Origin of the sequence: Arthrobacter sp. SLBN-83 (assembly GCF_006715285.1) — a bacterium.
Lineage (GTDB): Bacteria > Actinomycetota > Actinomycetes > Actinomycetales > Micrococcaceae > Arthrobacter.
This window is the reverse complement of the sequence record NZ_VFMX01000001.1, coordinates 1,607,474-1,633,756: the sequence shown is the minus strand read 5'-3', so window position 1 is coordinate 1,633,756 and position 26,283 is coordinate 1,607,474. Positions and strand designations below refer to the sequence as shown.

The following is a 26,283-nucleotide window of genomic DNA, read 5'->3' as shown; positions in this document are numbered from 1 at the left end:
TAACCTCCTCAGCTCCATCGCTGTACACGATTGTATACATAGGTATGCCGTCGCATGCAATGCCTCCTGTCAGCAGGACTGGCAGGGCGGGCAGGAGTTGAGATGTGACGACGCCGGCCCCTCCTTTGTCAGGACGTCTCACCCTTGGCGATGGACCGAAACACCTTCGTTGCCTGTTGCGCGGCCGGGCTGAGCCTCCGGTTCGTCAAGTGGGCAAGGAGGATCCGGCGCTTCGGGGACTTGGCGAGCGGCACGGCCACGACGTCGGGCCTCAGAGCGGTCAATGCCAGCTTCGGCGCCAGCGCGATGCCGATGCCCGCAGCCACCATGCCTTGGGTTTCCTGATAATCGTTGGCCGCGAAGGCGATCCGCGGCTCAAACCCTGCGTCGCGGCAGACCCGGCTGAGGACGTCGGCTACGGGGTGCTCGTCGCGGACAACCCATTCCTGGTCCTTCAACGAGTCGATGCGGACCGAAGCCAGTTCCGCCGCCGGATGGTCGCGCGGTACCAGCAGCACCGTTGGATCGTTCATCAGCCGGACCAGGGTCAGGTCAGGATCGTCAATCTGCTGCCAGGGGTAATCCCAAAGCAGCGTGAGTTCGATTTCCCGCCGCCGCAACCGTTCCAAGAGCCCGTCCCGGCGGGCGCTGACAACAGTCACCGCAACGTCCGGATGGCGGGCACGGAAGGCGAGTACAACGTCCGGCATCAGCGATGCGCCAACGGTGGGAAAGGTCCCCAGGCGCAACTGCCCCCGGCGTAGTCCCGCGAACTCTCCCATTTCGGCGCGCGCAGCTTCAACAGTCCTGTCGATATCTTCCGCGTACTGCAGAAGGGCGTGGCCGGCTTCCGTCAGCACCACCCCCCGGGGGTGGCGTTCGATGAGGACCACGCCCATCTCCTGCTCGAGTTTTGCGACTTGCTGCGAGACCGCCGACGTGGTGAAGGAAAGGGAGGCGGCCGCGGAGGTCAGTGACCCCGTACGGCCCACCTCGCGCAGCACATGCAGCCGATGAAGATCAAAGATTGCCATGAGGTGAGTTTAGCAAAAGTCGATAGTTGTCGATTTTCTTGTGATTGTGCTGAACTCAACAATCCCGGATCGTAGAAGTACGAGGTGCTGTGAAGTAGAGCACCCTGCTAGATGCGAGGGAGAAATACAGTGGGACTCAAAGGACATTGGTACCGGGGCGGCACCAGCAAGTGCTGGCTCTTCGATGCCAGGGATGTGGCCCTCCACGCCCCCACCCGCGAGGAGATCCCCGCGCTGCTGTCAGCCGCTTTCGGCGCAGCGGACGCACGGCAGCTGGACGGTGTCGGCGGCGGAACCTCCACCACGTCAAAGGCTGCAGTCGTATGGGCAACCCCCGGTGGCGAAGCAGACCTCGACTACCTTTTTGCCCAGGTGGGGATCGGCGACCCTACCGTTGAGTTAGGTTCCAACTGCGGCAACTGCGCCACTGCCATCGCCCTGTTCGCAGTCCAGTCAGGCATCGTTCCCGTCCGGGACGGCATGACCAAGGTCCGCATGCACCACCTCACCTCCGGAGCGGTCCTCACCGGAACCGTACCCACCCCAGGAGGGCGCATTCCCAAGTCGGGTTTGGCCAGGGTTCCCGGCAGCACCGCAGCAGGCGTGCCCGTCAATCTCTCCTTCCACAGTCCCTGGGGCAAGAGCACTGGGTCCGTACTGCCTACCGGCAACGTGGTGGACCAGCTCCAGGTGAACGGCAAAACGCTCACGGCAACAATGGTGGACGCCGGCGCCCCAGCCGTGCTCCTCCCAGCCGAGGAGGCCGGCGTCGATCTTTCCTCGATGACGGACAACCTCGCCGCGCAGCTGCCCACCCTCATTGCAGCCCGCGCATCGGCAGGCCTCATCATGGGACTGCGTAAGCCCGAGGACCCGCCGCAGAACGCTGTACCGAAGGTCGGCGTCGTTGCTCCTGCCGGTGACTACATCGCCGCGGACGGAACAACCATCACCGCCGACAGCCACGACATACGGGTGCGGATGCTGTCCATGCTCTCGCCGCACCCCGCGATCGGCCTCACCTCAGCCGTGGCCGTTGCACTGGCAGCCTCGCTGCCGTCATCGGTGGTAGCCAACGCGGCAGGCCAACCCTCCACCGGCGCCGGAAGTCCCCGCGTAGTGCGCATCGGGACGCCTGCCGGCGTCATCACCGCCGACATCATCTCCGATGACAACGGCACCGTCAGCGAAGTGGCCCTCCACCGGGCAGCCCGGCACATCGCCACCGCAGACATCGACGTGGCCCAGCCCGCTGAGCTGTCCGCCTAAAACCCTTATCTCTTTGCCCCGCTAGTAAGGGGCGGCACTAAGCAGGAAGTTGTTCAATGAAGATCAAATCCATCCTCGGACACCTGTACGTCCAGGTACTCATCGGAGTTGCCCTCGGCGTCGTAGTGGGCGCACTGTGGCCGGACCTCGGCGCATCCCTCAAGCCCATCGGCGACGGCTTCGTGAAACTCGTGAAGTTCATGATCGCCCCCATCGTGTTCTGCACCATCGTGGGAGGCATTACCTCCCTGCGGGACACCAAGAAGGTGGGCCCCACCCTGGTCCGTTCGCTTGGCCTCTTCTACGCCCTGACGGCACTCGCCCTGGCCCTGGGCCTGGCCGCCGTCATGCTGTTCCAGCCCGGGGCGGGGATGCACATCGATCCCACGCACCTGGATTCTTCGGTGGCCCAGAAGTACACCACGCAGCTGCCCAGCAGCAACCCTGTGGACTTCATCCTGAGCATCATCCCCACCACCTTCGTTGGCGCCTTCGCCGACGGTGAAGTCCTGCCGGTACTGGTCATTGCGCTGCTGTGCGGCTTTGCCTTCAGCAGGCTCGGCGAACCCGGGAAGATGGCCCTGAGCGTGGTCAACAGCTTCAACAAGCTGCTCTTCATCATGTTCGGCTACATCATGAAGGTGGCTCCGCTGGGTGCCTTCGGTGCGATGGCCTTCACGGTGGGCAAGTACGGCGCTCACTCCATTGGCAACCTGGGCATGCTGATCCTTTCCTTCTACGCCGCCTGCATCGTCTTCGTGGTGGTTGGCCTGGGCGTCCTGGCCAAAATGACCGGTTTCAGCCTGTGGCAGATCCTGCGCTACTTCAAGGACGAATTCCTGATCGTCCTTGCCACCTCCTCCAGCGAACCTGTCCTGCCGCGCCTGCTGTCCAAGCTGGAACGGATCGGCTGCGACCGCAGCGTTGTGGGGCTCGTTGTCCCCACCGGATACTCCTTCAACCTCACCGGCACGGCCATCTACCTCACCCTCGCATCCATGTTCATTGCCCAGGCCTGCGACATCCACCTGAACTGGGGCCAGATCCTGCTGATGCTCGGCATGATGCTGCTGACCTCCAAGGGCGCGGCAGGTGTCACGGGAAGCGGCTTCGTGGCCCTGGTGGCGACGCTGACCGTCATGCCCACCCTCCCCGTCGCCGGCGTGGCCCTCATTGTTGGCATCGACCGCTTCATGAGTGAGGCCCGGGCCCTCACCAGCACGGTCTGCAACATCGTCTCCTGCGTGGCAATCGCCAAATGGCAGGGCGAACTGGACATGGCCAAGCTACGTTCCGAACTCCAGGCCGGCTTCGTGCCCACCGAAGCAGAAAAGGTGAAGCTCGCCGAGCCCGCCCTGGCACACTGACCGCCTGCATCAGAACATCGAATACGACGACGGTCCGCCCGGGGTGCCACGCCCCGGGCGAACCGCGGTTTTGGGGTAACGTCATCGCCAAAACCGCGGTCACCACCACATCGGAGCAGGTCATGACAGCCACCCAAATAATCCCGCTCGTCATCCTGGTGGTGATGTTCGTCGTTGCCACCAAATGGCCGCTGAACATTGGCGTGATGGGACTGGTGGCCTCGTTCGGCGTCGGCTACTTCACGCTTGGGCTGACCGACAGCGAAATCCTTTCCGAGTTTCCGGCCACCATCGTCCTGACGATCATCGGCGTCACCTACTTCTTCAGCATGGCCCAACGGAACGGCACCATCGACATCATTGTCCAAACGTGCGTGCGCTTGGTCAGGGGACGGACCATGCTGCTGCCGTGGGTTTTCTTCCTCGTGGCCGCCGCGCTGACGTCCCTTGGCACTTTCTCTCCCGCCGCCGTCGCGCTTCTCGCCCCGGCGGCCATGGGCTTCGCCTACGAGTCGCGCCTGCACCCCGTCCTCGTGGGGGCGTTCATCATCAACGGCGCCCACGCCGGCGGCTTTTCCCCGCTGTCCGTGGCGGGAGTCCTGGTCCGTAACATCGCGTCGAAGAACGGCTTCCCGGTTTCCCCGATGGCACTGTTCGCCGCCAGCTTCGCGCTCAACCTTCTCCTGTCGGTGCTGACCATCATCGCCTTCGTCCTGATGCGCCGGCTCCATGATTCCCACGGCGGCGCCGGTGTAGTGCAAGGCCCCGCGACGGTCACCCGACCCCACGGCCAGCAGGTCCTTACGCTGGTCCTGATCCTGGGGCTGCTGGTGTGCACCCTGGGCTTTCACATGCCGATCGGGTTCGTGGCCCTCTCCGCCGGGCTCCTGCTGGCGCTGGTCAACATCAAGGAGCACCGCACCTTCATCGGCGGCATTTCCTGGTCTACGGTCCTGCTTGTGGCGGGGATGATCACCTACGTCTCGCTGCTGCAGCGGGTCGGCGTCATCGACACGCTGGCCCAACAGGCACTGGCCCTTGGCGCACCCCTGCTCATCGCACTCGTCCTCTGCTACGTCATCGGCGTCGGCTCGGCCTTCGCGTCCTCCACCGCGCTGCTCACGGCCTTCATCCCCATGGCCGGTCCGCTCCTGGCCAGCAGCAGCCTCAGCGCCTCAGGAACGGTCGCGTCCCTGGCCGTCGCCGCAACGGTTGTGGACGTTTCGCCGTTCTCCACCGACGGCGCCCTGGTGGTGGCCAACGCCCGGGAAGACGACCGGCAACGGGTCTACCGGCAACTCATGTTCTACGCCGGGGCGGTGGTCCTGGTGGCGCCCGCAATGGCCTGGGCGCTGCTGGTCCCCACGGGCATCCTGTAGCCCACACCAACACCTGACATCGAAAAACCCCACCGAAAGGACCCGGAATGAACGAGCCCCAAACGGACCAGGAAACAGTAGAAGACTGCGATTCCGGCAACTGTTTCTACTGCCACGGGCCGGAAACCGACTAGGGGTCTGGAGGACCGGCCCGGCGCCGGTCCTACACCCACTGCTCCCAGACCGTCAGCTGCAGGCTGACGGTCCCGGGGCCAGCCCCGGCTGAATCACCACCCACGGAAGGGTCGACGGCGGCACCCGCCTCAGCGCCGTCGTCGTCCCTCCCAGCAAAACGGCAGCTTGCAGCCAGACCAACCCAACGCATCAGGCGCGGACCGGCTCAACAGCCTCATCGGCTGAGCGGACCGGCGTGTCCAACCCCAGGTGCTCGCGGAGCGTACTGCCGCGGTACTCGGTGGGGTACACGCCGCGTTCCTGCAGCTCCGGCACCAGATGGTTCACGATGTCGTCCAGGCCAGTGGGGATCAGCCACGGCGAGATGTTGAACCCGTCCACCGCACCAACGCGCGCGTACTCGGCCAGCTGGTCCGCCACCGCCGTGTAGGAACCGGTGAAGGTGGAATCGATCCGCGCGGTCTTGGAAGTGACGAACTGGCGGATGGACAGGCCCTTGTCCTTGGCTTCGGCCCGCCACTGGTCCGCCAGCTGCCGGGCTTTGGCGCCGTGGAAGCCGCTGCCGCGGGTCTCGGAGGTTTCCTCCACCACGGGATCGATCTCCGGCAGCGGCCCGTCCGGATCGTAACTGGAGAGCTCGCGCCCCCAGAACTGCTCCAGGTAGGCGATGGCCTGCTGGGGGCCGATCTGCAGGCTGCGCACCCACTCCTTTTTCTCCAGCGCTTCCTCAGCAGTGGGCGCCAGGATGAACTCGCTCGCCGGCATGATCTGCACGGCGTTGGCCCCGCGGCCGGCGGCGACGGACCGCTCCACCAGGTCCTTGCGGAACTCCACGGCGTCATCGAACTTGGGGTGGGCGGAGAAGATCACGTCCGCCTGTCGGGCAGCGAAGTTGCGGCCCTCCGGCGAATCGCCGGCCTGGAACAGCACCGGACGATACTGGGCGCTGCGCGGTAGCCGCGCCGTCACGTCCACGGTGTAGTGCTGGCCCTCGTGGACCACCCGTCGGGCGGGGCCGGCCGCAGTTTCCCAGGAGTGCCAGATCCGCTTGGCAGTCTCCACGAACGCTTCTGCGTGCCTGTACCGGTCCGCGTGGTCCAGGTAGCCGCCGCGGCGGAAGTTCGCCCCGGTCCAGGCGTTGTCCGTAGTCACGATGTTCCAGGCCGCGCGGCCACCGGAGATCAGGTCCAGCGACGCGAGCCGGTGCGCCAGGTCCGCGGGATCGTTGTACGTGGTGTTCTGGGTGGCCACCAGCCCAATGTTCCTGGTGACCGCTGCCAGGGCCGCGAGCATGGTCTGCGCGTCCGGACGGCCCACCACGTCCAGAGCGTGCGGGCGGCCCAAATGCTCGCGCAGGCGAAGCCCCTCGCCCAGGAAGAACGCTGCGAAAAGCCCGCGCTCGGCGGTCTGGGCAATGCGGCGGAACGATTCGAAGTCCGTCTGCGAGCCCGATTCCGGGGCCTTCCAGATGGTGCCGGAGTTGACCCCTTGGAAGAAGACACCGAACTGGAGCTGGCCGGACGGTGTAAAGATGTCGGATTTAGCACGGATGTGCTGTGTCATTGTATTTTCCCCTTACTTTCCGGCGGCTGGTGCAGCGGCGGCGGTTGCGTAGCGGCTGGCCGGGCGGTCCAGGCCCAGCAGGTCGCGGAAGGTGCCGTCCTGCACCACCGGGCGGAGTACCCCGCGGCGGCGCAGTTCCGGCAGCACCAGGCGGCCCAGCTCTTCGAGGTCCACAAAGAGCGACGCCGGGTGCAGCCGCACGCCGTCGGCCTTCTTTAAAAGGTCGGCGAGGAAGTCGGTGAGGCCGGCTGCGGAACCTGCGAATGCCGCCCGTCCGCCGTCGATACCGGCCGAACGCGCCGCCGCTGCCTGCCCCCGGGAGTCCAGGACGACGCCGAGCTCGGCAATGACCGCAACCGAGGCACCCACCCGGGCCCGCACGTCCCGGACCTCGGCGCCCAGCAGCTCGGCGGTTGGCGCTGAGACCAGCACGCCATCCACCGCGACTACGGGGACCTCACCCAGCAGCGACGCCGGAGCCAGCACCGGCAGCTGCCCCTGCAGCGGCCGCGGGATGATGGACGGCCCCTTCACGGAGTACCCGGCGCCGGCAAAGTCGGCAGGCGTCTCGTAATCCGCGTAGTGCAGCTTGTCCACGTCGATGTACCGCCCGGTGACGACGTCGCGGATCACGGCGCCGTCCTCCCACGAGTCCCACAGCCGCCGGGACACCTCGATGGAGGCCGCCGCTTCCTGCCCCAGCGCAACACCGGTTGCGGAGGAACGTCCGACGGCGGCAGCCGCCTCAGGCGACTCGGCTGCGGTCACGATCCACCCGGCCCGCCCGCCGGAGACATAATCGAGGCTGGCCAGCTGGGTGGAGACGTGGAACGGCTCCGTGTAGACGGTGTCCACCTCGGGCACCAGCGCAATGGTCTGTGTGACTGGCCCGGCGAATGCGGCCCGCTGCAGCGCGTTGGCCCGGCCGGGAGCCGGCGCGTCGGTGAAGGTGGCTGCGTGGAAACCGGCCCACTCGGCCGCGAGCGCGGCACGAGTGATATCCGCACCGTCCCAGCCGGCGCCGTCGAGCTCGATGGCAAGAAAACCTGCCCGGTTTGTGGATGATGCGGTCATGATGCCTTTTCTGAAGGAGTTGCAGCGGGCTGCGTGGCGGCAAAGTTTTCCGCCGTAATGGTCTTGGATTCGGGCAGCGCTTCCTCGGACAGTCCCCAGCGTTCCAGGACCTTGCCGTAGGAGCCGTCCTTGATCACGGAGTTGAGGGCCTCGGAAATCACCGGCGCCAAGCCGTTGCCGCGCAGGGTGGTGGCGGCCACCAGGGTCTCGGACGGCCAGCCCGCGTTCACCTTGCCCACCACCTTCAGGTCATCCCGCGTGTTCTCCCGGTACACCGTGGACGGGTACGGCGCGATGTTCAGGTCCGTGCGGCCGGAGGAGAGCGCCAAGATGGTGTCGGCGTCGGACGAGTAGTACTGCAGCGCGGCCGGCGCCTTGCCCTTGGCTTCCAGCTCCTTGTTCCAGGCCAGCAGGATCTTCTCCTGGTTGGTGCCGGAGCCCACGGAGATCTTCAGGCCGGAGATGTCGTCCGCGCCCTTGATGTCATAGGTGGCGGACTTCTTCGCCTCGAACCCCATGTACGCGGCGCGGTAGCTGGCGAAGTCGAACAGCTTCACCCGGTCCTTATTCACGCCCACGTTGGAGAACACCGCCTCGAAGTCGCCGGACTGGGTCTTCAGCGGCCAGTTCTCCCAGGACGTGACCTGGACATCCAGTTCCAGGCCCAGCTTGTCCGCCACCAGCTGGGCGATGTCCAACTCGGAGCCGATGGGCGTCTGGTCGTCCGTGGCGTGGAAGGACAGCGGGATGGACCCGGCCGTGGTGGCAACTGTGAGCTTGCCGTCCTTGCTGATCAGCTGGGGAACCTCGGCGGCGAGCGCCGGGTCCTTGTCCGCCCGGATCCGCTGCTGGTCCGGCGAGGTGTTGTAGACCACGCCGTTGCGGGCCGCCGTCGTCTGTGCGCCTCCGCTGGGGTTGCCGGCAGCCGAGGCGCCCGGGTCTGCGCAGCCGGCGAGCGCCGCTGAGCCAAGGAGCGCTGTGCCCAGGAGGACGACGGCGGGACGCGCCGCGAGTGCGCGGGTGCGGCGTGGGCCGCTGGGTGGGAAAGCCATGGGTTGAGTCCTTTAGATGTTGAAGGCGGGTTCGAGCACCTTGGAGAAGAAGCTGCGGGTGCGCGGTTCCTGCGGGTTGCTGAAGATGTCCTGCGGAGTGCCCTGTTCTACGATCTGGCCCTGGTCCATGAACACCACGGTGTCCGCCACGTCCCGGGCGAACCCCATTTCGTGGGTGACGATGATCAGCGTGGTACCGGACGTGGCCAGTTCGCGGATCACGTCAAGGACCTCGTTGACCAGCTCGGGGTCCAGTGCGGAGGTGGGCTCGTCGAACAGCAGGATCTTGGGGTCCAGCGCCAGGGCGCGGGCGATGGCCACGCGTTGCTGCTGGCCGCCGGAGAGCTGGCGCGGGTAGGCATCGGCGCGGTCCTTGAGGCCCACCCGGTCCAGGAGTTCCAGGCCGCGGCGGCGCGCCTCCGCTTTAGAACGTCCCTGGGCAACCACGGGCGCCTCCGCCACGTTCTCCAGCGCGGTCAGGTGCGGGAACAGGTTGAAGTTCTGGAACACCATGCCGATTTCGGTGCGCTGCTTGAGGATGTCCTTTTCACGCAGCTCATGCAGCCGGTCGCCGCGGACCTCGTAGCCCACCAGCTTCCCGTCGATGGTGATGTGCCCGCCGTCCACCTTTTCCAGGTGATTGATGGTGCGCAGCAGGGTGGACTTGCCGGAGCCGGAGGGGCCCACGATCACGGCCACTCCCCCGGGCTCCACCGTGAGGCTGACGCCCTTGAGGACTTCCGTGGCGCCGAAGGATTTCCGGACGCCGGTGATCTCCACCAGGCCGCGGGTGGCGGCGGGGGCGCTAAGGGTGTTCGTCATCAGAAGTTCCTCCGGTTGGGGACGGCCGCGTGGGTGGCAAAGAATTTGCGGGCCTTCTGCAGGGGCGTCAGCGGCAGGTTCCGCACCGCGCCCTTGGAGTAGTGCCGTTCGATGTAGTACTGGAAAACGCTCAGCACGGAGGTGATCACGATGTACCAGAGCGTGGCCACCAGGAGTAGCGGCAGGACCTGCTGCGTGCGGTTGTAGATGACCTGGACCGTGTAGAACAGTTCGGAGTAGGCCAGGACGTAGACGATCGAGGTGCCCTTGACCAGGCCGATGATCTCGTTGAACGCGGTGGGCAGGATGGCGCGCATGGCCTGCGGCAGCACGATCCGCGTGGAGCGGCGCCAGGCCGGGATGCCCAGCGCGGCCGCTGCCTCCAGCTGGCCCTGGTCCACGGAGAGGATGCCGCCGCGGATGATTTCCGCCGAGTAGGCGGCCTGGTTCAGGGTCAGCCCCAGCACGGCGGCCGCGAACTGGCTGATCAGTGTGGTGGTCTGGACCTCGAAGAACCGGACGTCGGTGAACGGGATTCCCAGGCTGATCTTTTCGTACAGGTAGCCCAGGTTGTACCAGAGGAGCATCTGCACCAGCAGCGGCGTGGAGCGGAAGATCCAGGAGAACGTCCAGGACACCGAGACCAGCAGCGGCGACGCGGACAGCCGCATCAGCGCCAGGATGAAGCCCAGCACAAACCCCAGGACGCCGGAGATGGCGGTGAGCTTCAGGGTCTCCACCAGCCCTTTGACCACGGACTGGGCGGTGAACCACTGCGCCACCACGCCCCACTCCCAGCGCGGGTTGGTGGCCAGGGACCACGCCACGGCCAGGACGCCCAGAGCGACGACGGCCGTCCCCACCCAGCGCCATGGATACTTGGCGGCCACTACCCGATAAGACGAGTAGTCCGTGGCCTGCCGGACGGGGGTATCAGGCCTGGCTGGCAGCGCTTCCGCCGCCGGCTGCGGTTGTGACTGCGCCACCTTGGTTGCTGCTGAACTCATGCGCCACCTCGCTTCTTGTCGTGGGTTTGCTGTTTCGGGCCCTTCCGCCCGCTGCTGGCTGCAAATCTAGGACCGGCCGGAACGGGCCAGCAAGGCGGCCGGTTGCATATCTTCACCGGAGTTCGCACGGCGTCATGAGTCGGTTTTTTGCGTCTTTTGACCCGTTGTGACGCGGGGTTAACGGGCGTGACCGGGCCCTCGACCGCCGTCGTCACCGCTGCCTAGCATGAGGCTCTCCAACCCACCGCACCGTCAGGAGCAGCCATGCCAGCAAATGTCCCGGCCATCGTCTTCATCGGCGGCGGACCGCGCACGGCGGGTGTGCTGGAGCGGATTGCTGCCAACCGGCCGGACGTCTTCACCGGGCCGCTGCAGATTCACGTGGTGGAGCCGCACATCCCGGGCTCCGGCCGGATCTGGCGGTACTGCCAGGACCCTGGGCTCCTCCTCAACTCGATGGCAGCGGACATCACCATGTTCACGGACTCATCCGTGGAGTGCGCCGGGCCTGCCGCCCCAGGCCCCGGTCTGGCCGAGTGGGCCGCCGGCGTGCTGGACGCTTCCATCATTGACGTTCCGGACTTCCCGCAGCCGCTGTGGAAGCAACTGCGGACCCTGACCGGCACCACCTTCCCCACCAGGCAGCTGCAAAGCCAGTACCTCGAGTGGTTCTTCCGCCGGGCTGCCAAGTCGCTGGGCCGCAGCGTGACGGTCCACCGGACCACCGCCGTGGGCATCTCCGCGCTCGACGACGGCGGACACCACGTTGAGTTGGCCAACGGCCGGACGCTGCATGCGGACATCGTCGTCACCGCACTGGGGCACACCGATTCCCGGCCGGACGCCGTCTCCGCCGCTTTCTCCGACTTCGCGGCCCGGCACGGCGGCTACCACGCGGCACCCAGCTACACCACCGACGTCGACTACTCCCCCATTGCCCCCGGGCAGGACGTCATCGTCGCCGGGATGGGCCTGGCGTTCGTGGACCTGCTGGTCCTCCTCATGGAAGGGCGCGGCGGCCGGTTCGAGAAAACGGACGACGGCGGGCTGCGCTACCTTCCGTCGGGACGGGAACCACGGCTGTGGGCCGGGTCGCGCCGCGGGGTGCCGTACCACTCCAAGATCTCCGCAGTCCTGCGGGGCCAGGCGCCGGGGCCGCTGCGGTTCTTCACGGCCGACGCGGTGGAGGCCCTGCTGGCGCAGCACGGCGAGCTGGACTTCCGTGGGCACCTCTGGCCGCTGATCGCCAAGGAAGCGGGCTATTACTACTACCGCGAGCTCCTGACGGGCAGTCCGGAGCGGGCGGCCATGGGGTGGGATTCCTTCGCCCTGCAGTATGCCGGCCTGGACTGGTACAGCCGCGGGCGCGCGGAACTGGTGGCGGCCGCCGTCCCTGACTCAGCACTGCACCTGGACCTGGAAAGGCTGGACCGGCCCTTCGCCGAGCTCCGCTTCGACGGGCACCAGGCTGTCCAGAATGCGGTGGCGCGGCACATCGAGCAGGACCTCGCGCTGCGGGACAGCCCTGATCATCCGGAAACCCTGGCTCTGTTCCTGGCCCTGCTGCACGTCTATATGGAGGTGGGGCGCGCGGTCCCGCCGGAGCGGCTGAACGCCAGGTCGCAGCAGGTGATCCACGGCTGGTGGCATGGTTTCTTCAGCTTTGTGGATTCCGGGCCGCCGCCGCACCGGCTGCGCGAGATGCTGGCGCTGCACCGGGCGGGCCTGCTGGAGTTCCTGGGCCCTAGCGTGGAGGTCACCCTTGATGAGGCGGGCGGAACCTTCCGCGCCACCTCCCGGCAATCAGGCGTCTCCGTTTCTGCCAAGGCGTTGATCGAGGCGCGGCTCCCGTCCACGTCGGTGGCCCGGTCCCTGAATCCAATGCTTGCCTCGCTGTACGAAAGCGGGCTGGGCAGTGAGCAGCAGCTGCTGACCTCGGACGGCATCCACTCCACCGGGAAGCTGCTGGTTTCCGCTGCGCACCGGCTGGTGGGAGCCGACGGCCAACCCTCGCCCACGCTCTTTGGCATCGGGCCGGGTACCTCCGGCTGGGGCGCGGGAGCCTTTGCCCGGCCCAACACCAACGCCGCGCCCTTCCGGGAAAACGACGCCCTGGCGCGGACCATCCTCGGCGTTGCCCGGGACATCGCCGTCCGGCCGTCCGAGACAATAGCTTCAGAACCAGCCGCCGTCGGAAAGAACTGAATCCATGACCGCAGAACCCGGCCTCAAGCCGAGCCCTTTCCACCCAGGGCCCCTCGATCCCGCCGCCCTCACGGTCCTCAGCCTGCCCATGCACGATCCCCGGGTCCGGCCGCTGCTGGACGAGCTCGCCGTCGAATATGACACCCGCTACGGAGACCTGTTCGGGCGCAGCGCCGCCGCTGACGAGCTGAACCGCTATCCGGCGGAGGAATTCGAGGAGCCGCACGGTGCACTCCTGGTGGTCCAGGAGGATGGCGAGTCGATCGCCGGAGGGGCGTTCCGCCGGTACGACGACACCACGGCGGAACTGAAACGGATCTGGACCCACTCAGCCCACCGCCGTCGTGGCTTGGGCCGCCTGGTGCTGGCTGAGCTGGAAGCCCTTGCCGCTGCCCGCGGCTACACCCGGCTGTACCTCACCACCGGGCCGCGGCAGCCCGAGGCCAAGCACCTCTACCTGAACACCGGCTACCAGGCCCAGTTCGATGTGGACGCCGACCCGGAAACCATCGGACCCCTGGCGTTCACCAAGGACCTGCCGGCCAAGTAAACGGCCGGGATCCTCGGCAGCCCGGGCCGCCGCCGCTAAGCTGGCGCCATGGCCACCAAAACCACAGCAGAGAAGCTCGCCACCATCCAGAAGGGCTACACGCTGGAAGGCGCCACCATCGAGCTGGGAGCCGCCATCATTGACGGCGAGCTCCACAAGGACGCGCCGGTGCGGCTGCCGCTGGCCATGATGAACCGGCATGGGCTGGTGGCGGGAGCCACCGGTACCGGCAAGACCGTCACGCTGCACATGATGGCTGAGCAGCTGTCCACCGCCGGTGTCCCCGTGTTCCTGGCCGACATCAAAGGCGACCTCTCCGGCCTGGCGACGGCCGCCGTCGGCAGCGACAAACTCAGGGCGCGCACGGACAGCATCGGCCAGCCGTGGGAGGGCAAGACGTTCCCGGTGGAGTTTCTGGCACTGGGCGGCGATGGCAACGGCGTGCCGGTCCGCGCCACGGTGACCTCGTTCGGGCCCATCCTGCTCTCCCGGATCATGGAACTGAATGACACCCAGGAGTCCAGCCTTCAGCTGGTGTTCTACTTCGCGGACAAGAACGGCCTGGAGCTGATCGACCTCAAGGACCTGCGCGCCGTCATCCAGTTCCTCACGTCCGACGAAGGCAAGGACAAGCTGGAGGAGCTCGGCGGCCTGTCCAAGGCGACAGCCGGCGTGATCCTGCGGGAGATCGTGAACCTGGAGGCGCAGGGGCTGGAGAAGTTTTTCGGCGAGCCTGAGTTCGACACCGCGGAGCTGCTGCGGACTGCCCCGGACGGGCGCGGCGTGGTCACCTGCCTGGAGCTGCCCACGCTGCAGACCAAACCGATGCTGTTCTCCACCTTCCTGATGTGGCTGCTGGCCGACCTGTTCGAGGACCTCCCCGAGGCCGGCGACCTGGACAAGCCCAAGCTGGTGTTCTTCCTGGACGAGGCCCACCTGCTGTTCAACGGCGCCACCAAAGCCTTCCTTGACGCCATCACCACCACCGTCCGCCTGATCCGGTCCAAGGGCGTGGGCATCTTCTTCGTCACCCAGACACCCAAGGACGTCCCCGCCGACGTCCTTGGCCAGCTGGCCAACCGGGTCCAGCACGCCCTGCGCGCGTTCACCCCCGAGGACGCCAAGGCGCTCAAGGCCACAGTGTCCACGTTCCCGGTCAGCGACTACGACCTCGAGGAGACCTTGACCTCCGCGGGCATCGGCGAGGCCGTCATCACCGTCATGAACGAAAAAGGCGCGCCCACGCCGGTGGCCCTTACCCGGCTGCGCGCACCCGAATCCCTCATGGGTCCCAGCGAGGACGCGCTGGTCCGCAGCACGGTGGCCGGTTCCGCCCTGCTTGGCAAGTACGGGACTGCCGTGGACAACCCTTCCGCGTACGAGAAGCTGAACGGCAAGGCCGCGGCGCCCACGGGGCCGGCAGCCTCTGCACCAGCCGGCACACCTTCTGCCGGGACTCCTGCCTCTTATGACGTGGACGCGGAAGCCCGGCGGATTGAAGAGGAGATCCTGGGCCGGCCCAGCAGCAGGCCGCCGCAGGCCACGGCTCCGGCGCCACAGGATTTCGACGTCCAGTACGGCACCCCTGATTACAGCGAGCCACAGGAGTCCAAGCCGCGGGCCAAGGCTCCGCGGACCCGGAAGCCGGCGTCGCAGCCCAGGCAGCCACAGTCGGAGCCGGGCGGCATGATGGGTGATCTGGGCGGGGTCCTCGGTGGTGCCCTGGGCGGCGGCCTGAAGAGCATGGCGCGGTCCATGGGCACGCAGTTGGGGCGCGAACTGCTCCGCGGAGTCTTCGGAACGTCGTCCCGCCGCCGCCGACGCTGAGCCGGGTTTCCCAGGCGGCAACTGCTGTCCCTGGCCGCCGCCCAAGGCTCCTGTTGCTGCTGTCCCGGCTGCCCGCCGTCGTACGTTTTTAGGGTGTTGTCCGGCCGATTAGGGGAGACACCAACTTTAGAGTGCGTCCGCACTGACGTTACTGTGTAGAACGTGCAGATGAGTCAAGCGTTGGTGAGGATCGCGGCCGGATGGCTGTTAGGCCTCATGCTTGCCGTCGCCGGAGCCGTCGTGGCCATCAACGTTGTGAACAACACTGTGGCCAGCCCGCAGCAGCCTGTCCGGGAGTACCTGGACGCGCTGAAGAGCGGTGACGGCGGGCGGGCACTGGGTCTCCTGAAGGCCGCCGTTCCGCCCAGCAACGCGGCCATGCTGGACGGTCCGGGGCTGCAGTCGTCCGCGTCCCGGCTCTCTAACATCAGCATCGGGGACCCGGAGCCACGCACGGGAAACCAGGTGATGGTGCCCATGGACTACACGATCGACGGCAGCCGGCTGCACACGGAGTTCCTGCTCCAAAAGACCGGCACCGAGTGGCTGTTCTTCAACACGTGGGCGTTCGTGCCGTCGCGGCTGCCCACCGTCGATATCACCGTGGTCAACGGCAGCGAGGCCCAGGTCAACGGGGTTCCGGTGAACATGCCCAACGGCCGCAACTCCTTCGCCGTGTTCTACCCCGGCCAGTACGAGGCTTCCCTGGACGGCCAGTACTTCTCAGCGCCCGCCACCCGCGCCACGGTCACCTCCAAGGATGCCCCCGTGGCTCCGCTCAACCTGCTCACCCAGGCCACGGACAAGCTGAAGAGCGACGTCGCCGCCAAGGTCCGGGAGTTCCTGGACGGCTGCGCGGCGGAGGCCGACAAGGAACAGAAACTGCAGCCGGACTGCCCCTTCTACTACGCCAGCAACAACCGGGTCCAGGACGGCAGCATCCGCTGGACCGTGACTGAATACCCAGGTGTCTCGGTGGAGCCGTTCGACGGCCGCTGGGTAGTGGCGCCCCTGGACGGCAAGGCCAAGGTGGAAGCGCTGCAGCAGAACTCATTCACCGGGGCCTGGTACCCGCTGGACGAAGAGGTGGACTTCAGCTTCACCACCCGCCTGGACGTCACGGGCGACACGGTCAAGGTCACCCCGCAGCTGAGCTTCTAAGCTCCGCCGACACTTCCCTGTGCCAAACTGGCCCAGTTTTGAAGCCATGCCTGCCGCGTTCTTCAGTGTCCTAGATCCAATCACCCCGAAAACTGGGCTGGTTCGGCTGCGGCCACCGCAGTGACCCCCGTGCCAGGACCTCACGGACCTGCGCCAGGACCGATTCCGGGGCGTAAACCACGTCGTCATAGAAGAACCTAAGTACGGGCAGGCCATGACGGACAGCCATGTTGTCCCTGCGGCGGTCCTTCTTGAACTGACGGGTCTCAAGGTGGAACGCGAGCCCGTCAATTTCCACGATGAGGAATCCTTCCAGCAGGAAGTCCACGCGGCCCACCCCCTCAATCCACACTTGGGTCTCGGTGGCTATGCCGGCATCCCTGAACAGCACCCGGGCCAAAGTTTCGAGGAGGGAGTCTGCGCCGCGCTCTACCTTGGACACAACATTCCGCGCCTTGCCTGACCGGTTGCCCTGCAAGTGGCGCAACAGCAAAGACGGCTCAATGTCCCCTCTGTTGTAGGCGCATTCCACCATGACCAGCGACTCGAGCTCCGGCAGGCACAGCAGTGCGTGAAGCAGCACATCGGGAAGTGCTGCGAGTGTCCGGTGATGGGGCCGCTGCGTTAGGGGAAGCCGGTGGCTGACGCAGCGGACGGTACGTCTTCCGTTGCTTTGCCAGTAGTGCGGCCGGGTAGCCGGTTGAAGCTGCCACAGTCCGTAATGCGGGGCGGCCGATGCGCATGTCAGTAAGCTACGGGCCTGTCCTGCGCCCACCAGTTCCGCGTCCGCACCCGGAACGGCCAGCAGCCCTCGCTCCAACCGCACCACCTGCCCACCACGGACCGCACGGCGAATGTCCGTTTCCGTTGCCCCGGCGGCTGCCAGGTCACGCCGCAGCAGCACTCCTCCGGCCGATTTGAGGATTTCCGATGGGTCCATGACGCCACAATGTCTGTTCCCTGTGGCTGTCGGCAGGTGTCACGGGCACTATGTGGACAAGGGGCCGCGCACACTGGCCCAGTGTTGGCACGGTGGAAACAGAACTAGCCCCGTCTTCAGGCTTTCCAAGCATGAAAACTGGGCCAGTTCGGCAGGTGTTGCGCGGGTTAGTCCATCCCGCGGAGGTCCAGGACCAGCTCAGCGTCGCCGTCGGCCTGCAGGACCACGGGGATGCCCCAGTCCTGCTGGTAAAGGTGGCAGGCGGCGTGGTCCGGGATCTCGCCGTCCTCGGTTTCCGGTCCGTCGCAGGCTGCGGCGCGGGCGGTAATGTGCAGCACGCCCTCGGGCACGTCGGGGGACAGCTCCAGGGTGCGGAGCAGCCCCACCGAGGTTCCGCCGCCGGACACCAGCAGCTCGGGCGGCGTGGAGGAGATCTTCAGCTGCGTGGGGTCGCCCCAGCGGTCATCGAGCTTCTGCCCGGTAGGCGCGGTGAAGCGAACCGTCAGGTCCAGGGTCCCGGGGGCCACCGGGCTCTTGGGCCGCTGGGTCTGGGATGCGCCCTCATCCACCTGCTGCGCTTCCTTAGGGATAGGCACGTACACCAACTGGTGCTTGTTGGCCTCCACCACCACCAGCAGCGGCTCCGAGCCGGCGGACTGCGTGTGGTCCACGATCACGTCGGACGGCTCGGCCAGGCCACGGGCCAGGGTGGAGACGGTGCCGGACGCGGGGTCGTAGCGGCGCACGGCTCCGTTGTAGGTGTCGGCAATTGCCACGGAGCCGTCAGGGAGGACGGTCACACCGAGCGGGTGCTGCAGCCGGGCTTCGGCGGCGGGGCCGTCGCGGAAGCCGAAGTCGAACAGGCCCTTGCCCACGGCGGATTCCACGGTGATGGCGCCGTCGTCGGCAATGACCAGCTTGCGGAGGGCGGAGGTCTCGGAGTCCGCCACCCAGACGTTTCCGTCCGCATCCTCGGCGAGGCCGGAGGACTGGGCGAACCAGGATTCGTGGGCCGGTCCATCGAGCAGGCCTTCAAGGCCGTTGCCGGCAATGATCGACACGGCACCGGTGACGGGGTCAAAGCTGAAAATCTGGTGGGTGCCGGCCATGGCCACCACCACCGCATTCAGCTTGCGCGACCACACAACGTCCCAGGGCGAGCTCAGCGCAACGTCCAACGGGTCATTGCCCAGGGAACCGCTGAAGCCGGCGCCCTCCTCGTCAACACGCGCCGGGCCGGTCTCCAGCAGGCGCTGGATGCCGTTGCCGGCCAGGGTGGAGGCCTTCCCGTCCGTGAGCGAGAGTCCACGCAGGCGGTGGTTGACGGAGTCGGCAATGACGACGTCGTAACCCGCCTTGGCTGCCACATCTTCCGGCAGCAGAACCAGACCCTGGGGTTCGTTGAACTGGGCGCTGGCGGTTTCCCCTGCGGCGGGACCGTCGGCGTAGCCCTTGGTTCCCGAACCGAAGGTGGCCAGGACAGTCTCGAAGTCGGTGCCGAGTTCCACCAGGCGGTGGTGCCCGGTGTCGGTGACCAGCCAGGAACCCTTCTCGGCAGCAACCGCGGCCGCGGCACCTGCTGGCGTGCCGTCGTCGGACGTTCCAGCCACAGCAGTGGAACCGCGCCCCGGCGGCAGGAACAGCGCCTTGCCGGGGAAGCGCAGGGTGCCGGACGTCGCCTCGGGTGCCACGTAGGGACCGGAGCCGCGGTGGAGGGTGCCCTTGGCCTCGTGCTCGGCGATCAGTTCGGGGATCAGCACGGCCAGGCCGTCCGCGTGGCCCTCGCCGGAGAGGTGCGCCACGATGTAGCCCTCGGGGTCGATGACCACCAGGGTGGGCCAGGCACGGGCGGTGTACGCCTTCCAGGTGTCCAGCTCGGGATCGTCCAGCACGGGGTGGTGGATCTCGTAGCGCTCCACGGCGGCGGCCAGCGCCACCGGGTCCGCCTCGTGCTCAAACTTGGGCGAGTGCACGCCCACGGTGACCAGCACGTCGGAGTACTGCTGCTCCAGCGGGCGCAGCTCATCCAGGACGTGCAGGCAGTTGATGCAGCAGAAGGTCCAGAAATCCAGCAGCACGATCTTGCCGCGCAGGGCCTCCAGGTCCAGGGTCTTGCCACCGGTGTTCAACCAGTTGCGGCCCACCAGTTCGGAGGCCCGGACCCGGGCATGGGTGCGTACGGTTTCGCTCATCAGCGTCCTTCCAGCTTGTTGCGTTCAGCCAGCCTGGCATCGCGTTCGGCCAATTTGGCAAACATATCGTTGTAAGCGGTTAGATCGGCGTCATTATTCCTGTCCGCCGCACGGTCCACGCGAGTCGCCTCCCGCTGGCTCGACCTGGACCACATGCTGGCGACGCCGATCGCCACCAACAGCGTCGGCACCTCACCGATACCCCAAGCCACGGCGCCACCAGCTTGCTGGTCGGCCAGGGCCGAGGGGCCCCAGGCGCGGCCCAGGTTGCCGAAGTAGTCCGCCGCCAGGAGCCCGGTCCCGCCCATGATGGAGACGCCGAAGAAGGCGTGGAAGCCCATGGTGGCGAGGAGCAGGAGCAGCCGCATGGGGTACGGGGCGCGGCGTGGAAGCGGGTCCGTGCCGATCATGGTCAGCACGAAAATGTAGCCGGTCAGCAGGAAGTGCAGGTTCATCAGCTCGTGGCCCACGTGATCGCGCATCGCGTAGCCGAACAGATCCGAGTAGTAGAACAGGATGATGGAGCCGGCAAAGTTGGCCGCGGCGAACAGCGGGTGGGTGACCAGCTGCGAGAACTTGGAGTGCACAAAGACCAGGAGCCACTCGCGCATGCCGCGTGAGCCGTCGCCACGGGCGGGCAGGGCACGCAGGGCCAAGGTCACCGGCGCGCCCAGCACCAGGAAGATCGGCGCGACCATGGTGAGGGCCATGTGGTCCACCATGTGCGCGGAGAACAGGATACGGCCGTAGACCGACGGCGGCCCGGACGTGATGTAGGTCAGCACCACCAGGCCAACCACCCAGTTCACCGACCGGAACCACTGCCAGGAGTCCCCGCGCCGGCGGATCTTGGCGACGCCCATGAAGTAGGTCACCAGGCCGAACAAGGCCACGCCCACCCAGATCCAGTCCAGCCGCCACTCGGTGAACCAGCGTTCGGGCGTAAGTTCGGGCGGCAGCTCGTAACCGCTGAGGATGAAGGCGGGTGACGCGTTGGGTGCCAGCTCGGTGGGCTGCGGCGGGGCTGAGCGGCCCAGGGCCACGGCGATGCCGGAGGTGGCACCCATGATCAGCAGTTCGGCCACGATGAGTTGCCACAGGACGCGCCTGGAGGACATGGTGGCACCCTTGCGTCCCAGCTGCGGAATGACCCACTGCCGGTGCATGAACCCGATGCCGCCCAGCACCACCGCGGCGGCCGTCTTGGCCAGGATCAGCTGCCCGTACGCGGATCCGAAGAGATCGGACCAGCTGGTGACCCGGATGCTGGCGTTGATGACGCCTGAGGCGAAGACCAGCACAAAGGCGAAGCCGGCCAGGCTGGAGAAGCGCCGGAGCGTTGGTTCGGTAATGTCCGTTGCCGCGCCGGGCTTGGTGCCGGTCAGGATCCCCGACAGCAGGGCCAGGACGATGATGCCGCCCACCCAGGTGGTCACGCCCACCAGGTGCAGTCCCAGCGAGTTGATGGCGCCTTCGTGGTCGGAGGAGCTCGATGAGTGGCCGATCAGGGCTGTTGGTACCAGGCCGATCAGGGCCAGGATGAGGGTGAGGGCCAGGCCGCCCAAGGACCGGACGCCGAACAGCGCGGTGGTGACTACTGCGGCAATAATGATGACGGCGAGCCATGCGCGGCCTGTTTCGATGTCGGTCATGAAGTAGACCAGCGCTTGGGTGAATGCCGGGTCGCCGGACAACCCCTGCCCTGCTACGTCGCCGTACGTGAGCACCAGGACTGCGATGGCGGACAAGGTCCACACCGCTCCCGCCACAGCTGCTACCGCCAGGGCCCTGGTGAAGGCGGGATGTTCGGGGGCCTCGCTGCCTCCTTCCGTTCCCCGGCTGCGCGGAATATGGTGCCGGGCGTTGAGGTTCTTGGGAAGGATGCCGACGGCGAACACCAGGCCCCCGACGACGGTTGCCAACGAAACGTTATGGATCGCCTTGCTGATAGGCAGGCCCCACCGCACCAGGGCGCCGGGGTCGGCGACGCTGCGGGCCGCTGCGGCGCCGGAGAAGATTAGGGCTGCCGCGAGGCCAAGGAAGAGCGCCGCCAGGCCAGCAAGCTGCCAGGGCAGGGTAATCCCCCGGGTTCCGGCATCCCGGACCGCAGCTCCCTTGCCGGGATCGGTCTGGGGAGGGGTGGAACGTGGTTTTGCGGCAGAAGACACCATTCCATTGTCCGCCACGCCCGCCCAGGCCGCGAATCCGGTTAAACGCCAAGGAGCGGCAACCTCTCGGTTGCCGCTCCTTGTTCCGGCCGGCGATGTGCCGGCAGGGGAAGCTCTACTTCTTGGAGACTGCAGCCTTCAGCTTGGAGCCGGCGGTCAGCTTAACGCTGTGGCCTGCTGCAATCTGGATGGTCTCGCCGGTCTGCGGGTTGCGGCCGGTGCGGGCTGCACGGTCGGTGCGCTCAACTGCGAGCCAGCCCGGGATGGTGATCTTCTCGCCGGCGGCGACAGAAGTCTCGAAAACCTCGAACAGTGCATCGAGGACGGAGTTAACGGCAGCCTGGCTGGTGCCGGCCTTGCCTGCTACCTCTGCAACAAGTTCACTACGGTTCTTAGCCATTTATGTCCTCCTGGACGGTTCTGATTCTGGAGCCTGCACGCGGCATGCGCACAGGCCACTGTTCGAAAACTTACCAGCTTGGGCCGTTCCGATCCGCAAATTCCGCGTGTTTCCGGGACTTTTTGAGGTTAATCACCGATTCCGGGCCATATTCGCACCCTCCAGGACCACTTTGCGCTCCGGCCCCCGCTTCTCCCCGCATGCACGCTCACATCCTGCCGTCTCTCCCCCGGACGCCCGCTCTGATCTGGCAGGTTCTCCCTCAACGCCCCATCAGATCCTGCAGCTTCTCCCTCAACGCCCGCTCACATCCGGCAGGTTCTCCCCCGACGCCCGCCCACATCCGGCAGGTTCTCCCGCAACGGGCGCTCACACGGGATCGGGGTGGCCCATGTACCTGTCCTCGGTGCTGAGCGAGGGTTCCTGCCCTTGGTGTTAGAGGTGAGGCGGGGGTTTTGGGGACGTCCCTGGTACTCGTTGTGGTTGTTAAATGTGGGAGGCCCCAACCGTGGTGGTTGGGGCCTCGACCAGTAATTGTGTTCCGGCGGTGACCTACTCTCCCACACCCTCCCGGGTGCAGTACCATCGGCGCTGTGGGTCTTAGCTTCCGGGTTCGGAATGGGACCGGGCGTTTCCCCCACGCTATGACCGCCGTAACCCTTTCACCCGCTCCCCCTCAAAAAGTGCCGGGGGTGGGAAAACCAGTGGTTACAACATTGTCCGTGTTCTTGGACTGGTGGTGTTGTTATTCAGTTGGTTGGTTCCTGCCAGACAAGCCCGTGTTCGGGGTTGTTGGTTGGGAACCACATAGTGGACGCAAGCAGAATATGTATGTTTCTGTGTGGTGTAAGTTGTTGGCCTATTAGTACCGGTCAGCTTCACGAGTCGTTAGTCCTCGCTTCCACATCCGGCCTATCAACCCAGTGGTCTGGCTGGGGGCCTCTCACACATAAATGTGTATGGAAATCTCATCTTGAAGCGAGCTTCCCGCTTAGATGCTTTCAGCGGTTATCCCATCCGAACGTAGCTAATCAGCGGTGCACTTGGCAGTACAACTGACACACCAGAGGTTCGTCCGTCCCGGTCCTCTCGTACTAAGGACAGCCCTTCTCAAATTTCCTGCGCGCGCAGCGGATAGGGACCGAACTGTCTCACGACGTTCTAAACCCAGCTCGCGTACCGCTTTAATGGGCGAACAGCCCAACCCTTGGGACCTACTCCAGCCCCAGGATGCGACGAGCCGACATCGAGGTGCCAAACCATGCCGTCGATATGGACTCTTGGGCAAGATCAGCCTGTTATCCCCGAGGTACCTTTTATCCGTTGAGCGACGGCCATTCCACAATGTACCGCCGGATCACTAGTCCCGACTTTCGTCCCTGCTCGAGATGTCTCTCTCACAGTCAAGCTCCCTTGTGCACTTACACTCGACACCTGATTGCCAACCAGGCTGAGGGAACCTTTGGGCGCCTCCGTTACTTTTTAGGAGGCAACCGCCCCAGTTAAACTACCCATCAGGCACTGTCCCTGACCCGGATTACGGGCCGAAGTTAGATGTCCAAAGTGACCAGAGTGGTATTTCAACGATGACTCCACCCGAACTGGCGTCCGGGCTTCAACGTCTCCCACCTATCCTACACAAGCCACTACGAACACCAATACCAAACTATAGTAAAGGTCTCGGGGTCTTTCCGTCCTGCTGCGCGTAACGAGCATCTTTACTCGTACTGCAATTTCGCCGAGTTTATGGTTGAGACAGCGGGGAAGTCGTTACTCCATTCGTGCAGGTCGGAACTTACCCGACAAGGAATTTCGCTACCTTAGGATGGTTATAGTTACCACCGCCGTTTACTGGGGCTTAAATTCTCAGCTTCGCCTTACGGCTAACCGGTCCTCTTAACCTTCCAGCACCGGGCAGGAGTCAGTCCGTATACATCGTCTTGCGACTTCGCACGGACCTGTGTTTTTAGTAAACAGTCGCTTCCCCCTGGTCTCTGCGGCCCCGATCCCCTCCCACCAGCAAGTGGTGTTCAAGGTTGGGGCCCCCCTTCTCCCGAAGTTACGGGGGCATTTTGCCGAGTTCCTTAACCATAATTCTCTCGATCGCCTTGGTATTCTCTACCTGATCACCTGTGTCGGTTTGGGGTACGGGCGGCTAAAACCTCGCGTCGATGCTTTTCTCGGCAGCATAGGATCACCAAATCCCCCCAAACGGGGGTCCCATCAGATCTCAGGCACATGAACGGCGGATTTGCCTACCATTCGCCCTACATCCTTAGACCGGGACAACCATCGCCCGGCTCGGCTACCTTCCTGCGTCACACCTGTTAATACGCTTGCCTCCCGGGATCAGGTCCTGCGCTCCACCAAAACCCTTCACCCACAAGGGGTGTCGGGCAGGTTTCGGGCAGTTAGTATCCCCCGCTCAGCATGGGCGGTTTTTCGCCGGTACGGGAATATCAACCCGTTGTCCATCGACTACGCCTGTCGGCCTCGCCTTAGGTCCCGACTTACCCAGGGCAGATTAGCTTGACCCTGGAACCCTTGATCATTCGGCGGACGGGTTTCTCACCCGTCTTTCGCTACTCATGCCTGCATTCTCACTCGTGTAGGCTCCACCACTGGTTTACACCGCAGCTTCACCGCCCACACGACGCTCCCCTACCCATCCACACTCCTGAACCATGACGGCTTAGAACATGTGTGAATGCCACAACTTCGGCGGTGTACTTGAGCCCCGCTACATTGTCGGCGCGGAATCACTTGACCAGTGAGCTATTACGCACTCTTTTAAGGGTGGCTGCTTCTAAGCCAACCTCCTGGTTGTCTGGGCAACTCCACATCCTTTCCCACTTAGCACACGCTTAGGGGCCTTAGTTGGTGGTCTGGGCTGTTTCCCTCTCGACTATGAAGCTTATCCCCCACAGTCTCACTGCTGCGCTCTCACTTACCGGCATTCGGAGTTTGGCTGACGTCAGTAACCTTGTAGGGCCCATTAGCCATCCAGTAGCTCTACCTCCAGCAAGAAACACGCAACGCTGCACCTAAATGCATTTCGGGGAGAACCAGCTATCACGAAGTTTGATTGGCCTTTCACCCCTACCCACAGCTCATCCCCTCCATTTTCAACTGAAGTGGGTTCGGTCCTCCACGACGTCTTACCGTCGCTTCAACCTGGCCATGGGTAGATCACTTCGCTTCGGGTCTAGATCACGCCACTCACACGCCCTATTCAGACTCGCTTTCGCTACGGCTGCCCCACACGGGTTAACCTCGCGACGTAACACTAACTCGCAGGCTCATTCTTCAAAAGGCACGCCGTCACAACTACAAGGCTGCTCCGACGGATTGTAAGCACACGGTTTCAGGTACTGTTTCACTCCCCTCCCGGGGTACTTTTCACCTTTCCCTCACGGTACTGGTCCGCTATCGGTCATTAGGGAGTATTTAGGCTTATCAGGTGGTCCTGACAGATTCGCACGGGATTTCTCGGGCCCCGTACTACTTGGGATACTCTCACAGGCGGTACAAACACATTACGGTTACGGGACTAACACCCTCTCTGGCCGGCCTTTCAAAACCGTTCACCTATGCGCGCACATCACACCCCACCAGCCCGGCAGAACTGGTATGGAAAGTCCCACAACCCCGACCATGCAACGCCCGCCGGCTATCACACATGGAACGGTTTAGCCTGATCCGCGTTCGCTCGCCACTACTAACGGAATCACTATTGTTTTCTCTTCCTGCGGGTACTGAGATGTTTCACTTCCCCGCGTTCCCCCCACGCACCCTATGTGTTCAGGTACGGGTCACCAAGTCACTCGCGCGCTTGGCGGGGTTTCCCCATTCGGACACCCTGGGATCACAGTCCGGTTATCGACTCCCCCAGGCTTATCGCAGATTCCTACGTCCTTCTTCGGCTCCTAATGCCAAGGCATCCACCGTGTGCTCTTAAAAACTTGACCACAAAGATCAAAAACAAGCTCACTCGAGAGAACCACAGAAACTGTCCCGCACACCCAAAAGGCACACGAACCAGATCCAGGTTCAAATATCTTGGAAATTGCTTCTTATACAAGATGCTCGCGTCCACTATGTAGTTCTCAAACAACAACCCCACACCACACACCCCACA

Annotated in this window: 17 protein-coding genes and 2 rRNA genes; 7 read left to right on the top strand and 12 right to left on the bottom strand. The window is 65.0% G+C overall.

From position 1 onward, the window contains the following. Window positions 1–128: 128 nt before the first annotated feature. On the bottom strand, window positions 129–1,034 hold the full coding sequence (locus FBY30_RS07465) for a LysR family transcriptional regulator (RefSeq protein ID WP_142132292.1): 906 nt from the start codon (window positions 1,032–1,034) through the stop codon (window positions 129–131). Between the two features lie 129 nt (window positions 1,035–1,163). Between FBY30_RS07465 and FBY30_RS07460 the strand changes: the two genes are divergently transcribed. From FBY30_RS07460 to FBY30_RS07450, 3 genes are all read left to right on the top strand, one after another. After that, window positions 1,164–2,303, top strand: coding sequence for a PrpF domain-containing protein (locus FBY30_RS07460; protein ID WP_142132291.1), 1,140 nt, complete (start codon window positions 1,164–1,166; stop codon window positions 2,301–2,303). Window positions 2,304–2,359: 56 nt separating this feature from the next. Next, a complete protein-coding gene (gene dctA, locus FBY30_RS07455) occupies window positions 2,360–3,670 on the top strand; it encodes a C4-dicarboxylate transporter DctA (protein WP_142132290.1) in 1,311 nt (436 codons plus the stop codon). Window positions 3,671–3,792: 122 nt separating this feature from the next. Further along, window positions 3,793–5,049, top strand: coding sequence for an SLC13 family permease (locus tag FBY30_RS07450; RefSeq protein WP_142132289.1), 1,257 nt, complete (start codon window positions 3,793–3,795; stop codon window positions 5,047–5,049). 324 nt (window positions 5,050–5,373) lie between these two features. Here the strand turns inward: FBY30_RS07450 and FBY30_RS07445 are convergent, their stop codons facing one another. From FBY30_RS07445 to FBY30_RS07425, 5 genes are read right to left on the bottom strand one after another with little or no spacing between them, the layout of a single operon-like run. Further along, complete coding sequence (locus FBY30_RS07445; protein WP_142132288.1) at window positions 5,374–6,747, bottom strand: NtaA/DmoA family FMN-dependent monooxygenase; 1,374 nt, start codon at window positions 6,745–6,747, stop codon at window positions 5,374–5,376. Window positions 6,748–6,759: 12 nt separating this feature from the next. Continuing rightward, window positions 6,760–7,821 (bottom strand): LLM class flavin-dependent oxidoreductase, encoded by a 1,062-nt coding sequence (locus tag FBY30_RS07440; protein WP_142132287.1) that lies wholly within the window; start codon window positions 7,819–7,821, stop codon window positions 6,760–6,762. After that, the gene (locus FBY30_RS07435) at window positions 7,818–8,873 is read right to left on the bottom strand and encodes a transporter substrate-binding domain-containing protein (protein ID WP_142132286.1); all 1,056 of its coding nucleotides are present in this window, start codon (window positions 8,871–8,873) and stop codon (window positions 7,818–7,820) included. Before FBY30_RS07435 ends, FBY30_RS07440 begins: the two co-directional genes overlap by 4 nt. 12 nt (window positions 8,874–8,885) lie before the next feature. After that, window positions 8,886–9,695 (bottom strand): amino acid ABC transporter ATP-binding protein, encoded by an 810-nt coding sequence (locus tag FBY30_RS07430; RefSeq protein ID WP_142132285.1) that lies wholly within the window; start codon window positions 9,693–9,695, stop codon window positions 8,886–8,888. Further along, the gene (locus FBY30_RS07425; RefSeq protein WP_200830650.1) at window positions 9,695–10,702 is read right to left on the bottom strand and encodes an amino acid ABC transporter permease; all 1,008 of its coding nucleotides are present in this window, start codon (window positions 10,700–10,702) and stop codon (window positions 9,695–9,697) included. The genes FBY30_RS07430 and FBY30_RS07425 overlap by 1 nt, the downstream gene beginning before the upstream one ends. Before the next feature lie 264 nt (window positions 10,703–10,966). Here FBY30_RS07425 and FBY30_RS07420 point away from each other — a divergent pair, with 264 nt between their 5' ends. From FBY30_RS07420 to FBY30_RS07405, 4 genes are all read left to right on the top strand, one after another. Continuing rightward, window positions 10,967–12,907, top strand: coding sequence for an FAD/NAD(P)-binding protein (locus FBY30_RS07420; protein ID WP_142132284.1), 1,941 nt, complete (start codon window positions 10,967–10,969; stop codon window positions 12,905–12,907). A gap of 4 nt (window positions 12,908–12,911) precedes the next feature. Beyond that, window positions 12,912–13,457 carry a GNAT family N-acetyltransferase gene (locus tag FBY30_RS07415; RefSeq protein WP_142132283.1) on the top strand — a complete coding sequence of 182 codons (546 nt, stop codon included), beginning with the start codon at window positions 12,912–12,914 and terminating at the stop codon, window positions 13,455–13,457. A gap of 48 nt (window positions 13,458–13,505) precedes the next feature. Continuing rightward, entirely contained in the window at window positions 13,506–15,284 is a 1,779-nt protein-coding gene (locus tag FBY30_RS07410; protein WP_142132282.1) for a helicase HerA-like domain-containing protein, read from the top strand. A 168-nt stretch (window positions 15,285–15,452) separates the two neighbouring features. Next, window positions 15,453–16,445: a hypothetical protein gene (locus tag FBY30_RS07405; protein ID WP_200830649.1), complete on the top strand. Its 993-nt coding sequence runs from the start codon at window positions 15,453–15,455 to the stop codon at window positions 16,443–16,445. Between the two features lie 70 nt (window positions 16,446–16,515). Here FBY30_RS07405 and FBY30_RS07400 read toward each other — a convergent pair whose 3' ends face one another. The 6 genes from FBY30_RS07400 to FBY30_RS07375 form a co-directional block, all read right to left on the bottom strand. Next, entirely contained in the window at window positions 16,516–17,385 is an 870-nt protein-coding gene (locus tag FBY30_RS07400; RefSeq protein WP_142132281.1) for a type IV toxin-antitoxin system AbiEi family antitoxin domain-containing protein, read from the bottom strand. Window positions 17,386–17,552: 167 nt separating this feature from the next. After that, window positions 17,553–19,577, bottom strand: a complete 2,025-nt coding sequence (locus FBY30_RS07395; protein WP_142132280.1) for an NHL domain-containing thioredoxin family protein — start codon at window positions 19,575–19,577, stop codon at window positions 17,553–17,555. Further along, window positions 19,577–21,748, bottom strand: a complete 2,172-nt coding sequence (locus tag FBY30_RS07390; protein WP_142132279.1) for a cytochrome c oxidase assembly protein — start codon at window positions 21,746–21,748, stop codon at window positions 19,577–19,579. The genes FBY30_RS07395 and FBY30_RS07390 overlap by 1 nt, the downstream gene beginning before the upstream one ends. A 112-nt stretch (window positions 21,749–21,860) precedes the next feature. Next, a complete protein-coding gene (locus FBY30_RS07385; RefSeq protein WP_011693739.1) occupies window positions 21,861–22,145 on the bottom strand; it encodes an HU family DNA-binding protein in 285 nt (94 codons plus the stop codon). 539 nt (window positions 22,146–22,684) lie between these two features. Next, window positions 22,685–22,801 (bottom strand): 5S ribosomal RNA (gene rrf / locus FBY30_RS07380). Window positions 22,802–22,986: 185 nt separating this feature from the next. Then, window positions 22,987–26,113, bottom strand: a 23S ribosomal RNA gene (locus FBY30_RS07375). Window positions 26,114–26,283: the final 170 nt, after the last annotated feature.

Excerpts from the sequence above, each read along its gene's own strand:
- FBY30_RS07405 (WP_200830649.1), top strand. The coding sequence starts at position 15,453 with ATGAGTCAAGCGTTGGTGAGGATCGCGGCCGGATGGCTGTTAGGCCTC.
- FBY30_RS07400 (WP_142132281.1), bottom strand. The coding sequence starts at position 17,385 with ATGGACCCATCGGAAATCCTCAAATCGGCCGGAGGAGTGCTGCTGCGG.
- FBY30_RS07440 (WP_142132287.1), bottom strand. The coding sequence starts at position 7,821 with ATGACCGCATCATCCACAAACCGGGCAGGTTTTCTTGCCATCGAGCTC.
- FBY30_RS07435 (WP_142132286.1), bottom strand. The coding sequence starts at position 8,873 with ATGGCTTTCCCACCCAGCGGCCCACGCCGCACCCGCGCACTCGCGGCG.
- FBY30_RS07395 (WP_142132280.1), bottom strand. The coding sequence starts at position 19,577 with ATGAGCGAAACCGTACGCACCCATGCCCGGGTCCGGGCCTCCGAACTG.
- FBY30_RS07430 (WP_142132285.1), bottom strand. The coding sequence starts at position 9,695 with ATGACGAACACCCTTAGCGCCCCCGCCGCCACCCGCGGCCTGGTGGAG.
- FBY30_RS07425 (WP_200830650.1), bottom strand. The coding sequence starts at position 10,702 with ATGAGTTCAGCAGCAACCAAGGTGGCGCAGTCACAACCGCAGCCGGCG.
- FBY30_RS07465 (WP_142132292.1), bottom strand. The coding sequence starts at position 1,034 with ATGGCAATCTTTGATCTTCATCGGCTGCATGTGCTGCGCGAGGTGGGC.
- FBY30_RS07385 (WP_011693739.1), bottom strand. The coding sequence starts at position 22,145 with ATGGCTAAGAACCGTAGTGAACTTGTTGCAGAGGTAGCAGGCAAGGCC.
- FBY30_RS07415 (WP_142132283.1), top strand. The coding sequence starts at position 12,912 with ATGACCGCAGAACCCGGCCTCAAGCCGAGCCCTTTCCACCCAGGGCCC.
- FBY30_RS07450 (WP_142132289.1), top strand. The coding sequence starts at position 3,793 with ATGACAGCCACCCAAATAATCCCGCTCGTCATCCTGGTGGTGATGTTC.
- dctA (WP_142132290.1), top strand. The coding sequence starts at position 2,360 with ATGAAGATCAAATCCATCCTCGGACACCTGTACGTCCAGGTACTCATC.
- FBY30_RS07420 (WP_142132284.1), top strand. The coding sequence starts at position 10,967 with ATGCCAGCAAATGTCCCGGCCATCGTCTTCATCGGCGGCGGACCGCGC.
- FBY30_RS07410 (WP_142132282.1), top strand. The coding sequence starts at position 13,506 with ATGGCCACCAAAACCACAGCAGAGAAGCTCGCCACCATCCAGAAGGGC.
- FBY30_RS07445 (WP_142132288.1), bottom strand. The coding sequence starts at position 6,747 with ATGACACAGCACATCCGTGCTAAATCCGACATCTTTACACCGTCCGGC.
- FBY30_RS07390 (WP_142132279.1), bottom strand. The coding sequence starts at position 21,748 with ATGGTGTCTTCTGCCGCAAAACCACGTTCCACCCCTCCCCAGACCGAT.